Here is a 20,213-nt window from a genome sequence, read left to right on the forward strand (position 1 = left end):
CGCGAATGGACCACGAAAAGGTCAACATCCTGCTCGTCGACGACCAGCCGGCCAAGCTGCTCGCCTATGAGGTGATCCTGAAGGATCTCGGCGAGAACCTCGTGATCGCCTCGTCCGGCCGCGAGGCGCTGGAGGTTCTGCTCAAGACCGAGATCGCGGTCATCCTAGTCGACGTCTGCATGCCCGAGCTCGACGGCTTCGAGCTCGCCGCGATGATCCGCGAGCATCCGCGCTTCCAGAAGACCGCGATGATCTTCATCTCTGCCATTCAGGTGAGCGACATCGACCGGCTGCGGGGCTACGAGATGGGCGCCGTCGACTACGTTCCGGTGCCTGTCGTGCCGGAGGTGCTGCGCGCCAAGATCAAGGTGTTCGCCGAACTCTATCGCAAGACCCGCGAGCTCGAACGACTGAATCAGGAGCTCGAGGACCGCGTCCGCGCGCGCACCGCCGAGCTGGAGAATTCCACCGCCAAGCTTCGCGAGAGCGAGCAGCGGCGCAGCATGGCAATCGCCGCCGGCAAGATGGGCTCTTGGGATTGGGACTGGATCACCGGCGACTGGATGTGGGACGAGGGACAATATCGCATCTTTGGGGTCAGCCCGGAGAGCTTCGAGGTCAACCCGGCCAACGTTCAGGCGCTGTTGCATCCCGATGACGTCGATCAGTTGCGCAAGGCAATCGCCGAGTTCAACAGCGGCACGCGCTCCTATGAAACGGAGTTCCGCATTGTGCGGCCCGATGGCGAGGTACGCTGGTGCGTCGGCACGGCGGCCGCAACGGTAGACCATAGCAGCCGCGTGGTGCGGGTGAGCGGCGTTACGGTGGACATCACCGAACGCAAGCGCGCCGAAGAGCAGCAGAACCTTCTCGCGCGGGAAGTCGATCATCGCGCCAAGAATGCGCTGGCATTGGCGCAATCGATCGTGCGCCTCACCCGTGCCGACGAGGTCAAGGCCTATGTCAATGCCGTCGAGGGACGCATCAATGCGCTCGCGCGCGTGCACACCATCCTGTCGCTGTCGAGCTGGCAGGGAGCCGAGCTCTCCAAGCTGATCGACGAGGAGCTGGCACCCTATTCGCCGAGTGGCCAGATCAGGTTGGCGGGCCCCGAGGTTCAATTGCTGCCGACGACTGCCCAGACACTGGCGCTCGCTCTGCACGAGCTTTTCACCAACTCGGCAAAATATGGCGCGCTTTCGACACGATCCGGGCGGCTCATGATCGGGTGGCAGGTCGAAGACGAACTCCTCACGCTGACCTGGGAGGAATCCGGCGGCCCGCTCGTCAGGACGCCGAAATCCCGAGGCTTCGGAACGCGAAGCCTGCTCGCGAGCGTCGAGTCCCAGCTCGGCGGACGGGCGAAATTCGATTGGCGCGCTGAGGGGCTGTTGTGCCGCCTCGAGGTACCGTTGACACGCAAGCCGGCCACGATAGCACCCAGCAAATTTGATGCCGCCGCCGCGGCCGAGTTGCAGCGCGCATCCGGTTAGAGCGTTTTCCAGCCAAGCGGTAACCGGTTCGCGTCAAGAAAGCGCGTCAAGCCAAGAATCGAGAGCTTCCGTTTCAATCGGAAGGGAGAGCTTTAGCCGGACGCCGTGTTCGTCATGCGCTGCTCCGTCCTTGGGTCGCGCGCGATGCGTCCTTCGAGCCAAGCTTCCGTTCGAGCGAGATCACGCAACGCCTTCGCGTAGCGCCGGGCCGCGCTTCGCTCCGCGCCGCGCGGGAGCTTGCGCGCCTTGCGCAAGATGTCTGCGGCCGCGTTGCGATAGGCCAGCGAGCGGTACAGAAAGACTACCTTGCCCATATCAAATGTCCCGTGTTGATGGCCTCATGTTCGCAAGCCGGGCATGAACGTCGGATGAAGCTGGCGATGAAAATTCCTTCATCCAGATGGAACTAATGACTATCGCGCGCGTTTGGGTGCCAGATCGGGACATGGTTCCATGCGCGCGAAGAAGTCGTCGGGCCTGGTCTCTCCCACCGGCCTCATCAAGCTGATGACACATGCGATGATGGGTGCAGCCCTCGGCCTCGCCTTCAGCCTCACACTCATTCTTTCCAATCCAGCCGTCGCCAATCTGCTGAGTCATGGCGGAAGCCAAGCCGCTCTTGTGTTCGCTCTCGCACTGGGACGACCTTCGCGATCGGCGCGACGCTCACCGGCATCGTGTTCATCCTGGAAGAGAACAAGCAATCTTGAAGCGCGCGTGACGCGTGGAGAAGCTTTGTTGGGGAACTCCTGCGAGGAACGGCAGTTGGCCGCCTGCGTCAATTTAACCCAGGGAGTTCCTCCATATGAAGACAGTCAAGCTCGCCCTCGCCGCAATGTTGGCAACTGGCCTCGCTGCCGCGCCGTTCGCCGCGGAGGCGAAGTCGCACAAGGCCAAACATGGGTCCTCGATGTCATCATCGCAGACCACGGGCGCGAACACCAAGTCCTCCAAAGGTGCCGATCCCTCCGGTCAAGGCGGCTCTGGCCCCGGCTCCGACCAGGGCGGCACCATGACGAACAACAAGGGCGGCATGAGCAACACCAAGTGAACTCTGCGCGGTAACGTGAGAGTCCCGTGTTCAGCGCGGGGCCCTTCACCAAAGCACGATGACGGTTCATCCAGACCCTCGCGCCATAAAGCGCAATGAGATGGATGAATCGTCATTGCGCTTCAGGTTGTTGTTTGAGCATGATCTTTTCGGAAAACCGCTAGACACTTTGCTACTTTAGCGCCACATGCTCGGCGCGCTGACCAGCGTATCGCCCGCCGGCCCGCTTCACCTCCTCCAGGCATAGCGATCGCCGCACAAGGCCTCGCAGCATCGCGGACGCGCGCCGGCACGTCATCACGGCGGACGAGGAACGTTGTCGCAGATCTCGTCCGGCACCGCCCGCACAGCGCGGCCCGTTAGGTGTCCGAGGGCATCGACAATCGGCAGCATGTCGCTTGCGCGCACGCTTAGTGGCCAGCCAACAGGCGCGCCGCCTTGTCGACATTCTTCACGGAGCGAAGACGCATCTGGCCGCGGACGTCAGGCAGGACGTCACCGCCCCCAGCCGCCTTCCATTCATCGATCAGCAGGTTGATTTTCCGGCGCAGATCGATCTGCGCCAGAGCTCGTTCGGTGCAGTCGCAATCGCCGTTGACGAGATCGCGCACAGACGCCTCGACCTCGGCCATTTCCAGCCTCAAGGCGCTGATTTTACGCCGAATTTCGTTAATTCTGTTGTCCATGGCTTGTTAGAACAAAATAAGAACATATAGTCAAGTCATGTTTTCAAACCGGAGGAGCGACATGCAGGTTCAGGCCAAATACGACGCCAGGGTTTTCCTTAGCGAGCAGATGACACGGGCGCAGGGACTGAGATTGAAGCGGCTGAGCGAAGAGGCGTATCAGCCGGCACAATATGCGCGGGATCTGTCCTTCGCCGAGGCTGCGCGGCGCATCCAGGTGCTGGAGGCCGAGATCGAACTGGCGAATTCGTTCTAGGGCTGCCTTGACCGCCGGGAACATTGCACGCGTGCTGTTCGGAACCATGCCGGTGTCGAACGGTTCTTCCTCGGCCAAGGGAGAAAAGGCATGGCACGTAAGGCAAAGAAGCGCCGCTACTCGCGCAGCTCCGGCAGCGATGTCGAAAGCGAGATGCGGCGTTACAAGAAAGGTACCGCGAAGAGTGGACGTGGCGGTCGCGGCGGACGCGTGAAGAGCCGCAAGCAGGCGATTGCGATCGGACTGTCAAAGGCACGCAAGAAGGGCAAGAAAGTCCCGAAGAAAGCCTCCAAGCGGAAGACGTCCAAGAAATCTGCCAAGAAAACTTCCAAGAAATCTGCCAAGAAAACTTCCAAGAAATCTTCCAAGAAATCGTCCAGGGCATCGTCAAAGCGCAAATCCACCAAGCGGTCACGCTGACCTCGGTCAGATCATGCTGCCCGGCATGAAGCAGCGGATCGAAATTCCGAACGCAGTCTTCACCGGCCACACCATGGTGCGGCCGGCGCGGTTCGGCTCGGTGATGACGGCTTCATCCGGCACCTCGACCCATTGCCCGTCCAGCCGAACACGGTAATGCCCGTTGTGCGATTCCCAATCGGGATCGGAGACGGCAAAGCCGTCCGCATCCGAGCAGCACGGACCGAGGTGGCTGCGCAGGCTGTCGAACCATGGCTTCAGGGGCGAGTTCGCATAGCGGCCATCGTCGCGCCCGAGCGCGTTTTCTGCCGGCAGGATGAACCACGCGACGAGCAGCGTACTTATCAGTGAGAGCTTCAATCGATCCATGTCGGCACCGATCAAATGCGAACCACCGGCCAGTTCCACAAAGCGGTCAGGGGGTTCGAAGTTCCACACTCGCGAACCGACCCCACGGCTTCATTGCCGCCGAGCAGATGCGCGGCCAGAAAGTCTGATGGCCGAACACGGCTTTTTCGGACGAACCGGGTCACCCTCCCTGCCGTTAACGAGAATGTTATCGGTGGCCTCGTGTGGGATCTTGAGTGCGAATGCGAAAGGCGGCCGGAAGGCCGCCTTTCTGGATTTGTATTGATCGGAGTCAGCCTTACGCGAGCGGCACCGCGACGAATCGGGTGGCATCCGCACTTCTGACCTGCAACAGCACGCTGCGCTTGCCGGACGATTTGGCCTGCGCCAGCTCCGAACGGACTTCGGCGACATTGCTGATAGCCTTGCCACCGACATTGAGGATGACGTCTCCGGTCTGAATGCCGCGCTGCGCGGCCGGCCCCTCCGGATCAACCTCCGTGACGACGACACCCTCCCGGCCGGCGCCCTGCACATCGCCGGCCGGAGCCAGACCAAGCCCAAGGCGCGGCGTGCCGGTGCCCGGCTGCACCTTGCCGTCATAGGCCTTGCCCTGCGCCTGCCGTTCGTTCGGCAACTCGCCAAGCGCCAGCGTCACCGTCTTGCTTTCGCCCTTGTGGAAGATGTCGAGCTTGATTGAGCTGCCGGGCGCCAGGGTGGCGATGGTGCGGGCGAGATCGCGGGAATCCTTGACCGCCGTGCCGTTGACCGCGGTGATAACGTCGCCCGCCTCGATGCCGGCCTTCGCCGCCGGGCTGTCGGGTTGCGGATTGTCGACGATCGCGCCGCGCGCCTCCTTGAGGCCAACGCTGTCGGCAATATCCGACGTCACCGGCTGCACCTGCACGCCGAGCCAGCCGCGGGTAACTGCGCCCTTGTCCTTCAATTGCGCCACCACGAGTTTTGCAGTCGTAGCCGGAATATCGAAGCCGATACCGACCGAGCCGCCTGAGGGCGAGAAGATCGCGGTGTTCACGCCGATCACATTGCCGCTCATATCGAAAGCCGGACCGCCCGAATTGCCCTTGTTGATCGGCGCGTCGATCTGGATGAAGTCGTCATAGGGACCATTGCCGATGTCGCGGCCGCTGGCCGAGACGATACCCGCGGTGACGGTGCCGCCAAGGCCGAAGGGATTGCCGACCGCGACGACCCAATCGCCGATGCGCGGCTTCTGGTCGGAGAATTTGACGAACGGAAAATCTTTCTTGCCGTCGACCTTGATCAGCGCGAGATCGGTCTTCGGATCTGTGCCGACGACCTTCGCGGCGTAGGTCGTGCCGTCGTCCATGGTCACCTGCACGGACTCAGCGTGATCGACAACGTGGTTGTTGGTTACGGCATAACCGTCGGCGGAGATGAAGAAGCCGGAGCCTTCGCCCGTGATCATTTGGCGGCGCTGACGCGGCATGCCGTTCATGCCACCCGGAAAGCGGAAACCGAACTGTCGCGAGAACTGGTCGAGCGGCGAGCCTTCGTCCGAATCCATCCGGTTCTGTTGCAGCATCGCGCTCTTGTCGTTGCTCTGGTCAATTCTGACCCGCACCGAGATGACGGCGGGTTTGACCTTGGCCACGAGATCGCCGAAGCCCGGCGGGGTCGCAGCCGTTTCGGCGGCTTGGGCCGGCGCGACGAAGGAGGTCATCGCGAACGGCAAAGCGCCGGGAGCAGCCGCCAGCACGGCCACGCCAAGCGCGGCTACGCTGCCGAGCGGCGCGAGCCTGCGCGTCCTCAAGATCTTGCGGGAGGTGGGGATGTCGGAATTGACGCGATCGTTCATGTCGAGATGTCCATGTTGAGCAGCTGTCGCCTTGCGCCCAACATGGTCGTTGCCACCTTACGGCGTCCCGTCCACGCGATTAAATCTTGGCAAAGATTTGGGGACCGGCCAGCGGGCAAGACGATCAACGAAGACGATGCTGCCTGCGCGAAGCTTCAGCGACCGATCTGGCAGGACATGTCTGCCGGCTCTCGACCCGCACAGCCGGCCTGCCGGTCGCCCGCGCCGACATTGAGCCGGGCCGGCCCGCGGCTGTCACGCTGCGGCAGGTGGCTTCCAAGCCACGGCTTCAGGGGCGTCCTCGCCGCCTTGTGCATTGCACGCGTCGAAATGCGCCTTGAGCTCGACTTCCGCGAGATATTCGAAATGTTCGGCCTGGCCGAGAAGCTCCCAGTTCTGGAGCGGCCTGTAGGCTGCCTGCTGACGACAGAGGGACGCGAGCGCCCGGTAGCGACGTACGTTCTCCATGAGACCCTCCCTCGCATTCACAGGGCTTATTGCCTCGATTTGCGTCAGGCCGATGGCGGTCATGCAAAAGTTTTGCTGCGCCCGCCGCGCGCCAGCCTCGGTTAGTTCTAGCAAATGCGGAGGGGAGCCAAAGTTCCAGTCGGCGCGGATTCGCACGCTGAATTCTCCCCGCCCGCCAAGGGCCAGGCGTAGAGGCGGCGATCGATGACGTAGTCTACCGGACAGGGCCTCCATCGCTTACGCGCATCCGCTGCGCAGACCTATCTTGCGGCTTTGGAAGCAGGCTGGCGTCGGCGGCGGCGCGAATGGCCGCAATATTGGCCGCGTATTCCGCGGCGCCTTTGCCGCGAAACACCGCGGAACCCGCCACGAGCGTATCGGCGCCCGCGGCGGCCACCGCAGCAGCATTGTCGCGCGTGACACCGCCATCGACCTCGAGCCGGATTGGCCGGTTGCGGATCATGGTCTTGATCCGTGCGATCTTCGCCAACTGGGAGTCGAGGAAGGACTGGCCGCCGAAGCCGGGATTGACCGTCATCACCAGCACGAGGTCAAGACGATCGAGCACATATTCGATGACACTCTCCGCCGTCGCCGGACACAGGCTCACGCCGGCTTTCCTGCCGAGCGCCCGGATCGCCTGAAGCGAACGGTCCAGATGCGGGCCGGCTTCTGCGTGCACCGTAATGACGTCCGCACCGGCCTTCGCGAACGCCTCGAGATAAGGATCAACAGGCGCGATCATGAGATGCACGTCGAAGACCTTCTTCGTCAGCGGCCGGATCGCCTTGATGACGTCGGGGCCAAAGCTGATGTTGGGCACGAAGTGTCCGTCCATGACGTCGCAATGGATCCAGTCGGCCCCCGCCGCATCGATCGCCACGATCTCCTCGCCGAGACGCGCGAAATCCGCCGCCAGGATTGAAGGAGCAACGATCACCTCTCTCGTCATGACCTTGCACTCCGCGCGTCGGCGCCGCCGCTGAAGACGCGGCTCGCCAGGACGTCGATGGGATCGATGGTTTCGAGGTCGGCGATGTCGAGCATGCGGTCGAGATCGGATACCAGGCGATCGGCCTGCCGCAGGCGGATACGGTCGACGGCGTTGCGGATCGACCGCGCGTTGGAGAAGAACGGCTGGGTCCGGCGCAGCGTGATGTATTTTTCGAACGCCTCGCGCGCGGCCGCCGAGAAGCGATAACCGCGCTCCTTCAGCATCAGCTCGGCGATGACGAGCAGCTCGGCTTCAGCATAGTCTGGAAATTCGATGTGGTGCGCGATGCGCGAGCGGAAGCCGGGATTGGAGGCGAAGAAGCTCGTCATCCGCTCGCCATAGCCGGCGAGGATCACGACCAGGTCTTCGCGCTGATTCTCCATCACCTGGAGCAGGATCTCGATCGTCTCCTGGCCGTAGTCACGCTCGTTGTCGGGCCGGTGCAGATAATAGGCCTCGTCGATGAACAGCACGCCGCCCATCGCCTTCTTCAATATCTCCTTGGTCTTCGGAGCGGTGTGGCCGATATACTGGCCGACGAGATCGTCGCGCGTGACCGAGATCACCTGCCCGCGCCGCACGAAGCCGAGGCCATGCAGGATCTTGGCCATGCGCAGCGCTACCGTGGTCTTGCCGGTGCCGGGATTGCCTGTGAACGACATGTGCAGCGTCGGCGGCGCGGAGGCTAATCCCGCGCGCTGCCGGATACGTTCGATCAAAAGCAGCGAGGCGATCTGGCGCACGCGGTTCTTCACCGGCTTCAATCCGACCAGCTCCTGCTCGAGCTGTTGCAGCGTGTCGGTGATCCCGGCCGCTTCAGCTTCCTTCCGGAGATCGAAATTGGTCTCGCTCTGTTCGGTTGTTGCGTGAGGAATATCAAGCATCGGCACCTCGAAGAAAAGAGCTTCGCCGCAGGGGAGCGGCGAAGCAGTGGTCCGCCAAGGAAACGGAGCAGGGAGTGCTCCGCGCGGAGAGGAATGGCTTACACGGACGCCTGCGCGGCTGGCTTTCGTACCGTGGTGTAGCGGATCGCGCGGCCGCCGACCTCGTGCCGCACCAGCTCGAACTCCGCCTCCTGCGCTGGCCGGTTGACGAGGAAGGAGATGCGCACCGATTCCCAGCCATGGCTGGAATCGAAACCGCTGATGCGGATGTAGCGGTCGCCGTACACTCTGCGGCACTCGGCGAGCTCCATCATCACGCCCGCGGCGTCCTGGAGATCGAACATCGGCAGGCCCCACATCTCCCAATAGGTGTTGCGGGGATGCGGATCGTCGGTGAACTCGATGTTCACCGCCCAGCCATTGGCGAGGCAGTACTGCACCTGGCTGTAGATCTGGTCGTCGGTCAGATCGGGCAGGTATGAGAAGCAGCCCTGGGTCAGTTTCATGTGAATCTCCTCAAACGGTTTCCAGCGCCGTCGGCACGAAGTCCGGCGTATCGGTGGATTGATAGTTGAAGGTGACGTCCTTCCAGACTTCGAGCGCGGCCTTCAGCGGCGTGCAGGTCTCGGCCGCCTTGGCGAGGATCTCCGGCCCTTCGTGGACATAGTCGCGGCCCTCGTTGCGGGCGAGGATCATCGCTTCCAGCGCCACGCGATTGGCGGTCGCGCCGGCCGCAATGCCCATGGGATGGCCGATGGTGCCGCCGCCGAATTGCAGCACGACGTCCTCGCCCAAGAGATCGAGCAGCTGGTGCATCTGCCCGGCATGGATGCCGCCGGAGGCCACCGGCATCATCTTGTTCAGGCTCGCCCAGGATTGGTCGAAGAACAGCCCGTGCTCGAGCTTGGTTGGATTGAAGTCCTCGCGGCAGACGTCGTAGTAGCCGCGCGTTGTGTTGGGGTCGCCTTCGAGCTTGCCGACCACCGTGCCGGCATGAATGTGGTCGACACCGGCAAGCCGCATCCATTTGGCGATGACGCGGAACGACACGCCGTGGCTCTTCTGCCGCGTATAGGTCGAGTGGCCGGCGCGATGCAGATGCAGGATCATGTCGTTGCGCCGCGCCCACTTGGCCATCGACTGAATCGCGGTGTAGCCGATCACAAGGTCGATCATGACGATGCACGACCCGAGCTCTTTGGCGAACTCGGCGCGCTCGTACATGTCCTCCATCGTGCCCGCGGTGACGTTCAGGTAGGTGCCCTTGACCTCGCCGGAGGCCGCCTGCGCACGGTTCACCGCCTCCATGCAGTAGAGGAAACGGTCGCGCCAGTGCATGAAGGGCTGCGAGTTGATGTTCTCGTCGTCCTTGGTGAAGTCGAGCCCGCCCTTCAGCGCTTCGTAGACCACGCGGCCGTAATTGCGGCCCGAAAGCCCGAGCTTCGGCTTCACGGTCGCGCCGAGCAGCGGCCGGCCGAACTTGTCGAGCCGCTCGCGCTCGACCACGATGCCGGTCGCCGGTCCCTGGAACGTCTTCACATAAGCGACCGGGAAGCGCATGTCCTCCAGCCGCAGCGCCTTCAGCGGCTTGAAGCCGAACACGTTGCCGATAATCGAGGCCGAGAGGTTGGCGATCGAGCCCGGCTCGAACAGATCGAGGTCATAGGCGATGTAGGCGAAGTAGGAGCCGGGCGAGCCCGGGACCGGATCGACGCGATAGCATTTCGCGCGATATTTCTCCGCGGCTGTCAGCCGATCGGTCCACACCACGGTCCAGGTCGCGGTCGAGGATTCACCGGCGACCGCAGCCGACGCCTCGATCGGGTCGACGCCCTCCTGCGGCGTCACGCGAAACAGCGCGATGACGTCGGTGTCCTTTGGCGTGTAGTCGGGCTCCCAGTAGCCCATGCGCTTATATTCCATCACGCCCGAGCGATATCTTTCCTTGCCGCGGACGGTTCCTGCGTGTGCATTCATGACTTTCTCCTGCTCTTCTCTCTCTGAACGACTAGGCTGCGACCGGTTCGCGGGCGCCAATGCGCGGATCAAGTTCGCCGGCGCGATAGCGCCGCGCCATCTCGCTCATCGGAACCACCTTGATCTTGCTCGCGTGGCCTGCCGTGCCGAACTGCTCGAAGCGCTCGCGGCAAAGCTCGCGCATTGCATCCATCGCCGGCTTGAGGAACTTTCGTGGGTCGAATTCGGAGGGCGCCTGCGCGGCGACCTTGCGGAACACCGCGGTCATTGCGAGACGGCAGTCCGTGTCGATATTGACCTTGCGCACGCCGCTTCCGATGCCGCGTACGATCTCCTCGACCGGCACGCCCCAGGTCTGCGGCATCTCGCCGCCGAACTGATTGAACATGTCCTGCAGCGGCTGCGGCACCGACGACGAGCCGTGCATGACGAGATGCGTGTTCGGCAACCGGCGATGGATCTCCTCGACCACCCGCATCGCCAGGATGTCACCATCTGGCTTGCGGCTGAACTTGTAAGCGCCGTGCGATGTGCCCATCGCGATCGCCAGGGCATCGACCTTCGTCGCGCGGACAAAGTCGACGGCTTGGTCCGGATCGGTCAGCAATTGGTCGTGGCTGACCTTGCCCTCGACGCCGTGGCCGTCCTCCTGCTCGCCGCCGCCATGCTCGAGCGAGCCGAGCACGCCGAGCTCACCTTCGACGGAGGCGCCGACCCAGTGGGCGAGATCGACGACGCGGCGGGTGATCGCGACGTTGTAATCGTACTCGGCCGCAGTCTTTGCGTCGGCTTTCAGTGAGCCGTCCATCATCACCGAAGTGAAGCCGTGGGCGATCGCGGAGGCGCAGGTCGCTTCGTCATTGCCGTGGTCCTGGTGCATGCAGAGCGGGATGTCCGGATAGGTCCGCTCCAGCGCGTCGATCATGTGCGAGAGCATGAGATCGCCGGCGTAGCTGCGCGCACCGCGCGAGGCCTGGATGATGACCGGTGCGTCGACCTCTGCCGCCGCCTGCATGATCGCGATGCCCTGCTCCATGTTGTTGATGTTGAACGCCGGCACCGCGTAGCCGTGGCTGGCGGCGTGATCGAGCAGTTGGCGAAGGGTGATACGAGCCACGATGAATCCTCCTTATTGTCGCTTGCGAGCGATCGCCCGTCGGGCGGCTTCCGCAATGCTTTGCGGTGTGATGCCGAACTCGCGGTACAGTACGGGCGCCGGCGCCGAGGCGCCGAAGCCGCGCATGCCGACGAACTCGCCGTCCATGCCGATCCAGCGCGGCCAGTCGCCCGCTACGGCCGCCTCGATCCCGACACGCGGCGCAGTGCCGAGCACGGTGGCGCGGTAATCGTCCGATTGTTGCTCGAACAGTGCGAAGCAGGGTGCGGACACGACGGCGGCACGGATGTGCTCGGTCGCGAGCAGGCGCGCCGCCTCCAGCGCGATCGACACTTCCGAGCCGGTTGCGATCAACGTCACGTCGCGGCCGCCGTCAGGCGACACGACGAGATAGGCGCCGCGCGCGACGCGGTTTCTGCCGCGAGCATCGCTGCGGAAGGTCGGCAAGGCCTGACGCGACAGGCACAACACGGACGGACGGCTCTCGGAATTGAGTGCGCAGTCCCAGGCCTCCAGCGTCTCCACCGCGTCGGCGGGACGGAACACCAGAAGGTTCGGAATCACCCGCAGCGCGGCGAGATGCTCGACCGGCTGGTGCGTCGGGCCGTCCTCGCCGAGGCCGATGGAGTCGTGGGTCATCACATGGATGACGCGCAGCCGCATCAGGGCCGCAAGGCGAATCGCCGGCCGGCTGTAGTCGGAGAAGGCGAGGAAGGTACCGCCGTAGGGGATGAAGCCGCCATGCAGCGCGAGGCCATTCATCGCGGCGGCCATGCCGTGCTCGCGAATGCCGTAATGGATGTAATCGCCAGTGAACGTCCCACGCGTGACGGGAGCCTGCACCTTGGCGTGCGTCAGGTTCGAATGCGTCAGGTCGGCCGAGCCGCCGACGAAACCGGGAATCGTCCCGGCGACGCCCTCGAGCACCTGTTGCGAGGCCTGGCGCGTCGCGATCTTCGGGCGCTCGCTGGCGAAGCGCTCGCGCAACGTCGCCGCAGCCAGCGCATAGGCGCCGGGCAAGGTGACGGCCTTGCCCTCGATGAACAGGTCGCGCTGCTCGGGCGTCGCACGTTCATAACGATCGAGCCAGGCGAGACGATCGACCTGCCCGCGCTGTCCGATCATCCGCCACGCCTTCAGGATCGGAAGTGGCACCACGAAGGGCTGATAATCCCAGCCCAGCATCCGGCGCGCAGCGGCCGTCTGCTCGGTTCCGAGCGGCGCACCATGCGCCTTCTCAGTGCCCTGGCGGTCCGGCGCGCCATAGCCGATGATGGTGCGGCAGGCGATCAGCGACGGTTTTGTCGTCTCACGCTCTTGCGCAATCGCCTGCGCAACGGCTTCGGGATCGTGGCCGTTAACGCGGCGCACCGACCAGCCGGAGGCGGCGAAGCGCGCGAGCTGGTCGTCGGAGGTTGCCAGCGAGGTCGGCCCGTCGATGGAGATTCCGTTGTCGTCGAACAGCACGATCAAGCGGCCGAGCTGGAGATGGCCGGCGAGCGAAATCGCCTCCTGGCTGATACCCTCCATCAGGCAGCCGTCACCGGCGATCACATAGGTGAAGTGATCGACGAGGCCATCGCCATGCCGCGCATTGGCCATGCGCTCGGCGAGCGCCATGCCGACAGCCGTCGCGATCCCCTGCCCGAGCGGTCCAGTCGTGGTCTCGACGCCCGGAGTGTGGCCGTATTCGGGATGGCCCGGTGTCTTCGAGCCCCATTGCCGGAACGCCTTGATGTCATCGAGGCTGACATCACCGCCGGTCAAATGCAGCAGCGCATAGAGCAGCATCGAGCCGTGCCCGGCCGACAGCACGAAGCGGTCGCGGTCGGGCCAGTTCGGGTGCGCCGAGTCGAATTTGAGAAAGCGTGAGAACAGCACCGTCGCGACGTCGGCCATACCCATGGGCAGGCCGGGATGGCCGGACTGCGCGGTCTCGATGGCGTCGACCGCGAGGAAGCGGACGGCGTTGGCGAGATCGTTGTGCGTGACTGCCGTAAGGTCGGCTTCGGCATGAACCGAGATGTTCATCGGGCCCTCCCGTTATCGTCGTTGCTTCACTTCAGGTTTCGCTTGCGTTCGATGAGCTGCATGATCAGCGGCGTCAGGATCAGCTGCATCGCGAGATCGAGTTTCGCGCCGGGGCAGACGATCGAATTCGCGCGCGACATCCAGCTTTGCGGCAACATCGACAGCAGGTAGGGGAAGTCGATGCCCCGCGGATTCTTGAAGCGGATCACGACCATCGATTCGTCTGGCGTCGGGATCCAGCGCGCGATGAACGGATTAGAGGTGTCCACCGTCGGCACGCGCTGGAAGTTCATGTCGGTCTCGGTGAATTGCGGGCAGATGTAATGGATGTAATCGGGCATGCGCCGCAGGATGGTGTCGGTGACGGCCTCGGTCGAATAACCGCGCGCGCTGCGATCGCGGTGCAGCTTCTGGATCCATTCGAGATTGATCACGGGCACGACGCCGATCTTGAGGTCGGCATAGCGCGCGACATTCACCTTATCCGTGACGACGGCGCCGTGCAGGCCCTCGTAGAATAGCAGGTCCGAATTCTCCGGTAGCCGCTCCCAATCGGTGAAGGTGCCGGGAGGTGCGCCATGCAACGCGGATTCCTCGGCATCGTGGACATAGTGACGCGTTACCGCCGTGCCGGTCTCGCCATAGTCGCGGAACGCGCGCTCCAGCTCCTCGAACAGGTTGGTCTCGGGGCTGAAATGGCTGAAGTGCTTGTTGCCGCGCTCGGCCTCGTTCGCCATCTGCGCGCGCATCTCGGCGCGGTCGTAGCGATGGAACGCGTCGCCCTCGATGTAGACGGCGTTGACTTTCTCGCGGAAGAATATCTGCTCGAAGGTCTTCTTGACCGAGGTGGTGCCGGCGCCGGAGGAGCCGGTGATGGAGATAATGGGATGCTTCCTGGACATGGGACGCCTCGCTCAGAGCCGGAAGAATCCGCGTCGCGCGAACAGCGGCGCGGAGACGCTGGCGACCAGCAGCGGATCGCAATGCAATTCCTCGACCCGCCGCACCTCATTGCTCGAGCCCATGATCAGCGGCACGCGCTGGTGCAGGCTTTGCGCAGACAGCTCGAGGATGCGCTCGCGCCCGGTCGAGGCCGAGCCGCCGGCCTGCTCGATGATCATGGCGATCGGATGCGCTTCGTAGGTCAGGCGCAGGCGGCCGTCGCCATAGCCGGGACGCGCGTCCGAGGGATAAAGGAACACACCGCCGCGGGTGAGGATGCGATAGGCTTCCGCGACCAGCGAGCCGATCCAGCGCATGTTGAAATCGTGGTTGGCGGGGCCTTCGACACCGGCGAGGCATTCGTCGATGAAAGCGCGCACTGGCGGATCCCAGTGCCGGCGATTGGACGCGTTGATCGCGAACTCGTCGCAAGCCTCGGAGATCTGCACGCCGCTGCGCGCGAGGCGGAAGCAGCCGGACTTGCGATCGAGGGTGAAGATATCGACGCCGTCGCCGAGCGTCAGCACCAGCGAGGTCTGCGGGCCGTAGGTGGCGAAGCCCGCCGCAAGCTGGGCCGAGCCGCGCTGATGGAAGGCGAGTGAGGGATCATCGGGTGCCGGCAGGATCGAGAAGATCGTGCCGACGGTCATGTTGATGTCGATGTTGGAGGAGCCGTCGAGCGGATCGATCGCGACGCAGATGCGGCCGTCACGGTCGACAATCTGGGCCTCGCGCATCTCCTCCGACGCCAGGGCAGCGAGCGGCAGCCTGCTGAGGCAGCGGCGCAGGATCGCATCGGCCTGAACGTCGAGATCGCGCTGGAGGTCGCCGTCGCTGTTGCGGCCCGTGGTCAGGCCCGAGGCGTCGGCGAGATCGCCGGAGGCGATGAGATCGGCGATCTCGATCGCCGCTGCCGCGATGGCGTCGACTGCGGCCGCCACGGCGAGCGCATGCAGCGCGGTCTCAGAGTACCGTTGAAGGTGGTCGTCCAACCTCAGTTGCCCGGTCATCTGCGTCCATCCCCTTGCTGGCGCCGCATCTATCTCCCTCCCCGTGGAGGTCGGTGCGGTCAGTCCCAGCACGATGAGATTGACAGGGACGGCTTAATAAGGAAAATTTCTATTCATAATGAGCTCAAAAGAATTTTCTTATAATGGCCCCGGCCACGGGGCGTCCCAGCTCCGGCATCTGACGATCCGGCAGCTGCGCTCGCTTGCGGCGGTTTCGGCCAAGGGCAGCGTGACGGCGGCGTCCGGCCATCTCGGGCTGACGCAGCCCGCCGTGACCCAGCAGCTTCGGCAGCTTCAGGACCTCGCCGGCCTGCCGCTGGTGCAGCGGACCGGTGACGGCATGCTGCTGACGGAGGCCGGCAAGGAGGTGCTGGCGCTGGCCGAACGGGTCGAGGCCGCGATCGTGGATTGCCAGGGCGCGCTCGACCTGCTGGCGGGACGGACCGGCGGCACGGTGCAGCTCGGCGCGGTCTCGACCGCAAAGTACTTCGTGCCGCACGCGATCGCGGCGTTCTCCAAGCGCTATCCCAAGATCGAGATCAAGCTCACCATCGGCAATCGCGAGGAGATCCGCGAGGCCATGCACGGCTACGACCTCGATTTCGCCGTGATGGGTCGGCCACCGGCGGACGTCACCGTCGACGTCCGTCAGCTCGGGCGCAATCCGCACATCATCGTCGCGCGGAAGGGGCACTGGCTGGAGAAGGATTCCGGCCTCAACCTGACCGATCTCGTGCACGAGACCTTCCTCACCCGCGAACCGGGCTCGGGTACGCGGACGCTGATGGAAGGCATGTTCCAGAAGTCGGATCTCGAGCCGATCATCGGCATGGAGATGAGCAGCAACGAGACCATCAAGCAGGCGGTGATCGCCGGGCTCGGCATCGCCTTCATCTCGGCGCACACCGTGGCGCATGAGCTCGCCGAGGGCCGGCTGATCGTGCTCGACGTCGCCGGCCTGCCGATCGTGCGGCAATGGTACGTGATCCGCCGCAGCGACAAGGTGCTGCTGCCGCCGGCGCAGGCGATGTTCGATTTTCTGGGTTCGGAGGGATCGAACTATCTGCCCGACGTGCCCGAACTCGGCGGGGGATAGGCCGCCGAAGTTCAGCCCATCAGCTTCATCGCGATCGTCGCGGCCAGGATCACGATGATCTGGAGCAGACGCTCCGTCGTGAAGATGCGGTTGAAGGTGGTCATCGCGTGCCCCGGCCGACGTGAAGAATCTCGTTGAGCCGTTGCTAGCACAGGCGCTTGCCGAGACAACTCCGTAATTGCACCGTGATGTCCCGTGCACGATCCGACGATCGCACCTTCGGCAAGCTGGATCGGGGCCGTGCCGATGGTTGACGATCAGGCCGCGAGCGGGACGGCGTAGTCTGCGCGCGCCGCGAAATAGGCTTCCAGCTCCAGTAGCGCCCGCGCTTCCCACTCCCTCGCCTGCTCCAGCAACGACCAGCTCTGGCCCGGGCGGAATGCAGCGGTCTGGCGGTAGAGCGATGCGATGCCGCGGTAGCGGCGCACGTTCTCCAAGATGGCGTGACCGGTTATTTGGCCGTTCATGTCCGAAAACTCCCTCGTCATTCCCGCGGGAGAAATTGCGGCCAAATCTTTTTCGAAAAGTTAGCGGCGCGCGGCAAGCTCGCGGATGGTTGCCGAACTGTTGCGCGCGCGCAACGCGCGTGCACAGTCGATCTATTGCGGATTCGTTGCCGTGCTCTCGCCCGGGCGCTTCAGCCCGCCGCGGCTGACGATCGCCATCGTCTCGCGGCAGAGATCGGCGAGGCCGATCACCAGCACGGCCAGCAGGCAGAACAGGTTGATAGAATCGGCATTCGCGCTGGTCAGCGAATTGAACTCGAAAAAGGGCGGCATGAACGCCCACCATACCAGCGGAATGGTCAGCAGCGCGGCGAGCGCCGCCGCCGGCACGCCCGCGACAAGCCCGAGCAGGAAAAGGCCGGGCAGGAATGCAGCGAAATAGAGTTTTGCGCCGAGCGCGACACAGATTCCCTGAAGCACCGCCGACATCGCCACGACGACAAGCCCCAGCAGAAACGCCTGCCACGACCATGGCCGTACCCGCGGTACGCCAAACAGTCCCGTATGCCTCATCAGCCTCCCCCTGCCGCCTGTTAACCAGGTCCGCTTGCGACCAAAGTACTACAGCGGCGAGCGGACCGCGAGGCGGAAATTGCGGCCTCGCGGGGTTGGTAAATGGGCCGCAACGCATAATTGCGGCCATGCCGGCGGCTATTCGGTCGCCGCATAGAGCAGGCCAGCGACGGGCAGGGCAAGGCCAATGGCCGATGCCAGGGTCCAGCCGCCCTGTGCGAAGGCGAAGGCGCCGAGCGCGGAGCCGGCAGCACCTGCGGCGAAGAACGTCGCCATATAGAGCCCGTTAAGGCGGCTGCGGTGCTCGTGCCCGAGCACGAAAATGGCACGGAAGCCGAGCACGACATTGCCCTGCACGCCGATATCGATGGCGATCGCGGCCACCACCAGGCAGGCGAGGTTCAGCACCGATCCGGCCGCGCCGATCTGCGTGATCAGGAATCCGGCGGCTGCGAGCAGCATCGCCACCAGCGTCGCGAGGCGGCTATGGCCGCGGTCGGCGAGCCGTCCTGCGATCGGGGCCGCGAACACGCCGGCAACGCCTGCGAGCGCGAACAGCGCGATGCCGCGCTGGGTGAAGCCGAATGCGCTCGCGAGCTGGAGCGGCGCTACCGTCCAGAACAGCGTGAAGCAGCCGAACAGACTCGCCTGGTAGAGCGCACGGCGGCGCAGCAGCGGCGTGGTGCGCACCAGCTGCGGCATCGACAGCAGCAGCGCGCCATAGTGCATGCGCGCCACCGGCTTGCGCTGCGGCAGCGTCAACCAGAGCACGGCTGCGAGCACGATCATCAGCCCGGCCGAGCCGAAGAACACTGCGTGCCACGACAGCGCCGCCGTGACGAAGCTCGACACCGGGCGCGCCAGCATGATGCCGAGCATCAGGCCGGTCGAGACATTGCCGACGACGCGGCCGCGGATGGCCTCGGGCGCCAGATGCGCGGCATAGGGAATGATGATCTGCACCGCGACCGAGCCGAGCCCGATGAACAGCGCGGCGATCAGGAACGGCAGCGCGTGGGTGGCGAACGCCGCGGCGAGCAGGGCCGCCGCCCCAAGCGCGATGACCGAGCAGATCAGCGTGCGGTTCTCGACGAGGTCGCCGAGCGGTACGATGAAGAGAAGCCCGATGCCGTAGCCGATCTGCGTCATGGTGACGATCAGCCCGCTAGCTGCATGCGACAGGCCGAGCGCGGCGCTGATCGGCGCGATCAGCGGCTGGGCGTAATAGATGTTGGCGGCGACCATGCCACAGGCCGCGGCAAGCACGAAGGTCAGGCGCTGCGACACCGCATCCGGTCCGGGCGCGGTCTCGATCGTGGCATTCATCGTCATTCGTTAGACTCCAGGAATAGGGAATGACTATTCCCTATTATGACAAAAAATTCAGGCGAGCAGTTTCATCGCGACGGCGACGAGGCGCGTCCCGTCGAGCGGCAGGCGTGCCTTGCCGGCGACGCGCATGCCTTGCGTGATGCAGATCATCAGCCGCGCGGTGTCGTTGGCATCGACGTGACGGGGAATCGACCCATCGGCCTGCCCCTGGCGAATGAGGCCGGCGATGAAGCTTTCGTTCGTTTTGAGCTGCGCATTGACGCGGGCGCTGACCACGGGATCGAGCGCGGACAGTTCGACCGCGCTGCCGACGACCAGGCAGCCGCGCTGCCCCTCGGTGCCCTGGGAATGCTCGACATAGGACAAGAGCACGTTGCGGATTTGCTCGCGGCCGTTTGCACCGCACGCCGCTGCGCTGCGCGTCTGCTCCTGGCGCAGCGTGGTGTAGCGTTCGAAGGCGGCGAGAAACACGGCATGCTTGTCGCGAAACGCCTTGTAGACGCTCCCCGTAGCCAGCCGCATCGCCGCGGTGAGATCGCCGATCGAGGTCGCATGATAACCGCGCTCGCGAAACACGCGCACGGCCCTGTCGAGCGCGGTATTCATGTCGAACTCCCGGGGACGGCCGGGCGGACGGGTGGGCTGAGATCGGCGGGCAGCCTTTTGCATTGCGGGATAATAGGGAATGATTGTTTCCGAATAAAGACACTTGGTTGTGAATGGGAATGGATAAAGGTTGGCTGATGGATAGCGGAAACTTAGGAGATCGCGTCCCGGACAAGCTGCAACGCGCAAGCGTTGCGGCGCAGAGCAGGCACCCAGAAAGCGACACGGCAAAATGCGGAAAGATGGGCCCCGGCTCTGCAGCGCATCGCTAAAGGGCGCTGCGCTGCGTCCGGGGCACGAGAGGAGAGTGAGGCATGATCTCTCCACACGTCATTGCGAGCGCAGCGAAGCAATCCAGAATCCCGCCGCGGAAAGACTCTGGATTGCTTCGCTGCGCTCGCAATGACCGAGCAAGGTGAACCGACGTCGTTTTCAAACTCGCAGTTTACTCGCAGACACGCCTTCGCATTCTCGCGGCGCGTTTCGCCCGAGCTTTGCTTCGTCGCTCCACCCTCAAAGCCGGGAGGGCGCAGGGAAGGCCGGATGCCGGCTGGCACCCACGGTCCGCTGTGCGAAAGGCACACGCAGAAAACTGCACAGCGGCATACAGGTGAAGCCCAACACACGGCCTTCCCTGCGCAGT

22 protein-coding genes and 1 pseudogene are annotated in these 20,213 nt (G+C 64.2%); 6 read left to right on the forward strand and 17 right to left on the reverse strand.

The annotated features are described in order from the left end of the window. Positions 1-5: 5 nt before the first annotated feature. Complete coding sequence (locus IVA96_RS02100; RefSeq protein WP_247279143.1) at positions 6-1,493, forward strand: HWE histidine kinase domain-containing protein; 1,488 nt, start codon at positions 6-8, stop codon at positions 1,491-1,493. A 92-nt stretch (positions 1,494-1,585) separates the two neighbouring features. On the opposite strand, the gene IVA96_RS02105 is transcribed toward IVA96_RS02100, so the two are convergent. Then, positions 1,586-1,807: a hypothetical protein gene (locus tag IVA96_RS02105; protein WP_247279142.1), complete on the reverse strand. Its 222-nt coding sequence runs from the start codon at positions 1,805-1,807 to the stop codon at positions 1,586-1,588. Between the two features lie 139 nt (positions 1,808-1,946). Here IVA96_RS02105 and IVA96_RS35730 point away from each other — a divergent pair. Both IVA96_RS35730 and IVA96_RS02110 read left to right on the forward strand, forming a co-directional pair. Beyond that, a pseudogene (locus IVA96_RS35730) lies at positions 1,947-2,203 on the forward strand (hypothetical protein). A 95-nt stretch (positions 2,204-2,298) separates the two neighbouring features. Further along, positions 2,299-2,544, forward strand: coding sequence for a hypothetical protein (locus tag IVA96_RS02110; protein WP_247279141.1), 246 nt, complete (start codon positions 2,299-2,301; stop codon positions 2,542-2,544). Between the two features lie 410 nt (positions 2,545-2,954). Here the strand turns inward: IVA96_RS02110 and IVA96_RS02115 are convergent, their stop codons facing one another. After that, complete coding sequence (locus IVA96_RS02115) at positions 2,955-3,176, reverse strand: hypothetical protein (RefSeq protein WP_247415206.1); 222 nt, start codon at positions 3,174-3,176, stop codon at positions 2,955-2,957. Positions 3,177-3,291: 115 nt separating this feature from the next. Here IVA96_RS02115 and IVA96_RS02120 point away from each other — a divergent pair, with 115 nt between their 5' ends. Together IVA96_RS02120 and IVA96_RS02125 are read left to right on the forward strand one after the other, a co-directional pair. Beyond that, positions 3,292-3,486: a DUF3072 domain-containing protein gene (locus IVA96_RS02120; protein WP_247279139.1), complete on the forward strand. Its 195-nt coding sequence runs from the start codon at positions 3,292-3,294 to the stop codon at positions 3,484-3,486. Between the two features lie 90 nt (positions 3,487-3,576). Further along, the gene (locus IVA96_RS02125) at positions 3,577-3,906 is read left to right on the forward strand and encodes a DUF6496 domain-containing protein (RefSeq protein WP_247415208.1); all 330 of its coding nucleotides are present in this window, start codon (positions 3,577-3,579) and stop codon (positions 3,904-3,906) included. A gap of 6 nt (positions 3,907-3,912) precedes the next feature. On the opposite strand, the gene IVA96_RS02130 is transcribed toward IVA96_RS02125, so the two are convergent. The 11 genes from IVA96_RS02130 to IVA96_RS02180 all read right to left on the reverse strand — a co-directional run bounded on the left by IVA96_RS02130 (position 3,913) and on the right by IVA96_RS02180 (position 15,517). Continuing rightward, positions 3,913-4,275, reverse strand: coding sequence for a hypothetical protein (locus IVA96_RS02130; protein WP_247279137.1), 363 nt, complete (start codon positions 4,273-4,275; stop codon positions 3,913-3,915). A gap of 277 nt (positions 4,276-4,552) precedes the next feature. Beyond that, entirely contained in the window at positions 4,553-6,094 is a 1,542-nt protein-coding gene (locus IVA96_RS02135; protein ID WP_247415210.1) for a Do family serine endopeptidase, read from the reverse strand. A gap of 255 nt (positions 6,095-6,349) precedes the next feature. Further along, entirely contained in the window at positions 6,350-6,562 is a 213-nt protein-coding gene (locus tag IVA96_RS02140; RefSeq protein WP_247415212.1) for a hypothetical protein, read from the reverse strand. A gap of 214 nt (positions 6,563-6,776) precedes the next feature. Beyond that, a complete protein-coding gene (rpe, locus tag IVA96_RS02145) occupies positions 6,777-7,514 on the reverse strand; it encodes a ribulose-phosphate 3-epimerase (protein WP_247415214.1) in 738 nt (245 codons plus the stop codon). Next, the gene (gene cbbX / locus IVA96_RS02150) at positions 7,511-8,440 is read right to left on the reverse strand and encodes a CbbX protein (protein ID WP_247279133.1); all 930 of its coding nucleotides are present in this window, start codon (positions 8,438-8,440) and stop codon (positions 7,511-7,513) included. The genes rpe and cbbX overlap by 4 nt, the downstream gene beginning before the upstream one ends. 98 nt (positions 8,441-8,538) lie before the next feature. Further along, positions 8,539-8,946, reverse strand: a complete 408-nt coding sequence (locus IVA96_RS02155; protein ID WP_247279132.1) for a ribulose bisphosphate carboxylase small subunit — start codon at positions 8,944-8,946, stop codon at positions 8,539-8,541. A 10-nt stretch (positions 8,947-8,956) separates the two neighbouring features. Then, the gene (locus IVA96_RS02160; protein ID WP_247415216.1) at positions 8,957-10,417 is read right to left on the reverse strand and encodes a form I ribulose bisphosphate carboxylase large subunit; all 1,461 of its coding nucleotides are present in this window, start codon (positions 10,415-10,417) and stop codon (positions 8,957-8,959) included. Positions 10,418-10,448: 31 nt separating this feature from the next. Then, positions 10,449-11,534: a class II fructose-bisphosphate aldolase gene (fba, locus tag IVA96_RS02165; RefSeq protein WP_247279130.1), complete on the reverse strand. Its 1,086-nt coding sequence runs from the start codon at positions 11,532-11,534 to the stop codon at positions 10,449-10,451. Positions 11,535-11,546: 12 nt separating this feature from the next. After that, positions 11,547-13,565, reverse strand: a complete 2,019-nt coding sequence (gene tkt, locus IVA96_RS02170) for a transketolase (RefSeq protein WP_247279129.1) — start codon at positions 13,563-13,565, stop codon at positions 11,547-11,549. Between the two features lie 26 nt (positions 13,566-13,591). Then, the gene (locus tag IVA96_RS02175) at positions 13,592-14,467 is read right to left on the reverse strand and encodes a phosphoribulokinase (RefSeq protein ID WP_247279128.1); all 876 of its coding nucleotides are present in this window, start codon (positions 14,465-14,467) and stop codon (positions 13,592-13,594) included. A gap of 12 nt (positions 14,468-14,479) precedes the next feature. Continuing rightward, entirely contained in the window at positions 14,480-15,517 is a 1,038-nt protein-coding gene (locus IVA96_RS02180; protein WP_247279127.1) for a class 1 fructose-bisphosphatase, read from the reverse strand. A gap of 118 nt (positions 15,518-15,635) precedes the next feature. Between IVA96_RS02180 and IVA96_RS02185 the strand changes: the two genes are divergently transcribed. Continuing rightward, positions 15,636-16,613 (forward strand): LysR family transcriptional regulator, encoded by a 978-nt coding sequence (locus IVA96_RS02185; RefSeq protein WP_247279126.1) that lies wholly within the window; start codon positions 15,636-15,638, stop codon positions 16,611-16,613. A 257-nt stretch (positions 16,614-16,870) separates the two neighbouring features. On the opposite strand, the gene IVA96_RS02190 is transcribed toward IVA96_RS02185, so the two are convergent. From IVA96_RS02190 to IVA96_RS02205, 4 genes are all read right to left on the reverse strand, one after another. After that, complete coding sequence (locus tag IVA96_RS02190; RefSeq protein ID WP_247280334.1) at positions 16,871-17,080, reverse strand: hypothetical protein; 210 nt, start codon at positions 17,078-17,080, stop codon at positions 16,871-16,873. A gap of 132 nt (positions 17,081-17,212) precedes the next feature. Beyond that, on the reverse strand, positions 17,213-17,632 hold the full coding sequence (locus IVA96_RS02195) for a DUF4118 domain-containing protein (RefSeq protein WP_247280333.1): 420 nt from the start codon (positions 17,630-17,632) through the stop codon (positions 17,213-17,215). 138 nt (positions 17,633-17,770) lie between these two features. Further along, positions 17,771-18,964 (reverse strand): MFS transporter, encoded by a 1,194-nt coding sequence (locus IVA96_RS02200; protein WP_247280332.1) that lies wholly within the window; start codon positions 18,962-18,964, stop codon positions 17,771-17,773. Between the two features lie 51 nt (positions 18,965-19,015). Continuing rightward, positions 19,016-19,633, reverse strand: a complete 618-nt coding sequence (locus IVA96_RS02205; protein ID WP_346015485.1) for a TetR/AcrR family transcriptional regulator — start codon at positions 19,631-19,633, stop codon at positions 19,016-19,018. Between the last annotated feature and the right edge of the window lie 580 nt (positions 19,634-20,213).

This window comes from Bradyrhizobium sp. 159 (assembly GCF_023073795.1).
Classification (GTDB): domain Bacteria; phylum Pseudomonadota; class Alphaproteobacteria; order Rhizobiales; family Xanthobacteraceae; genus Bradyrhizobium.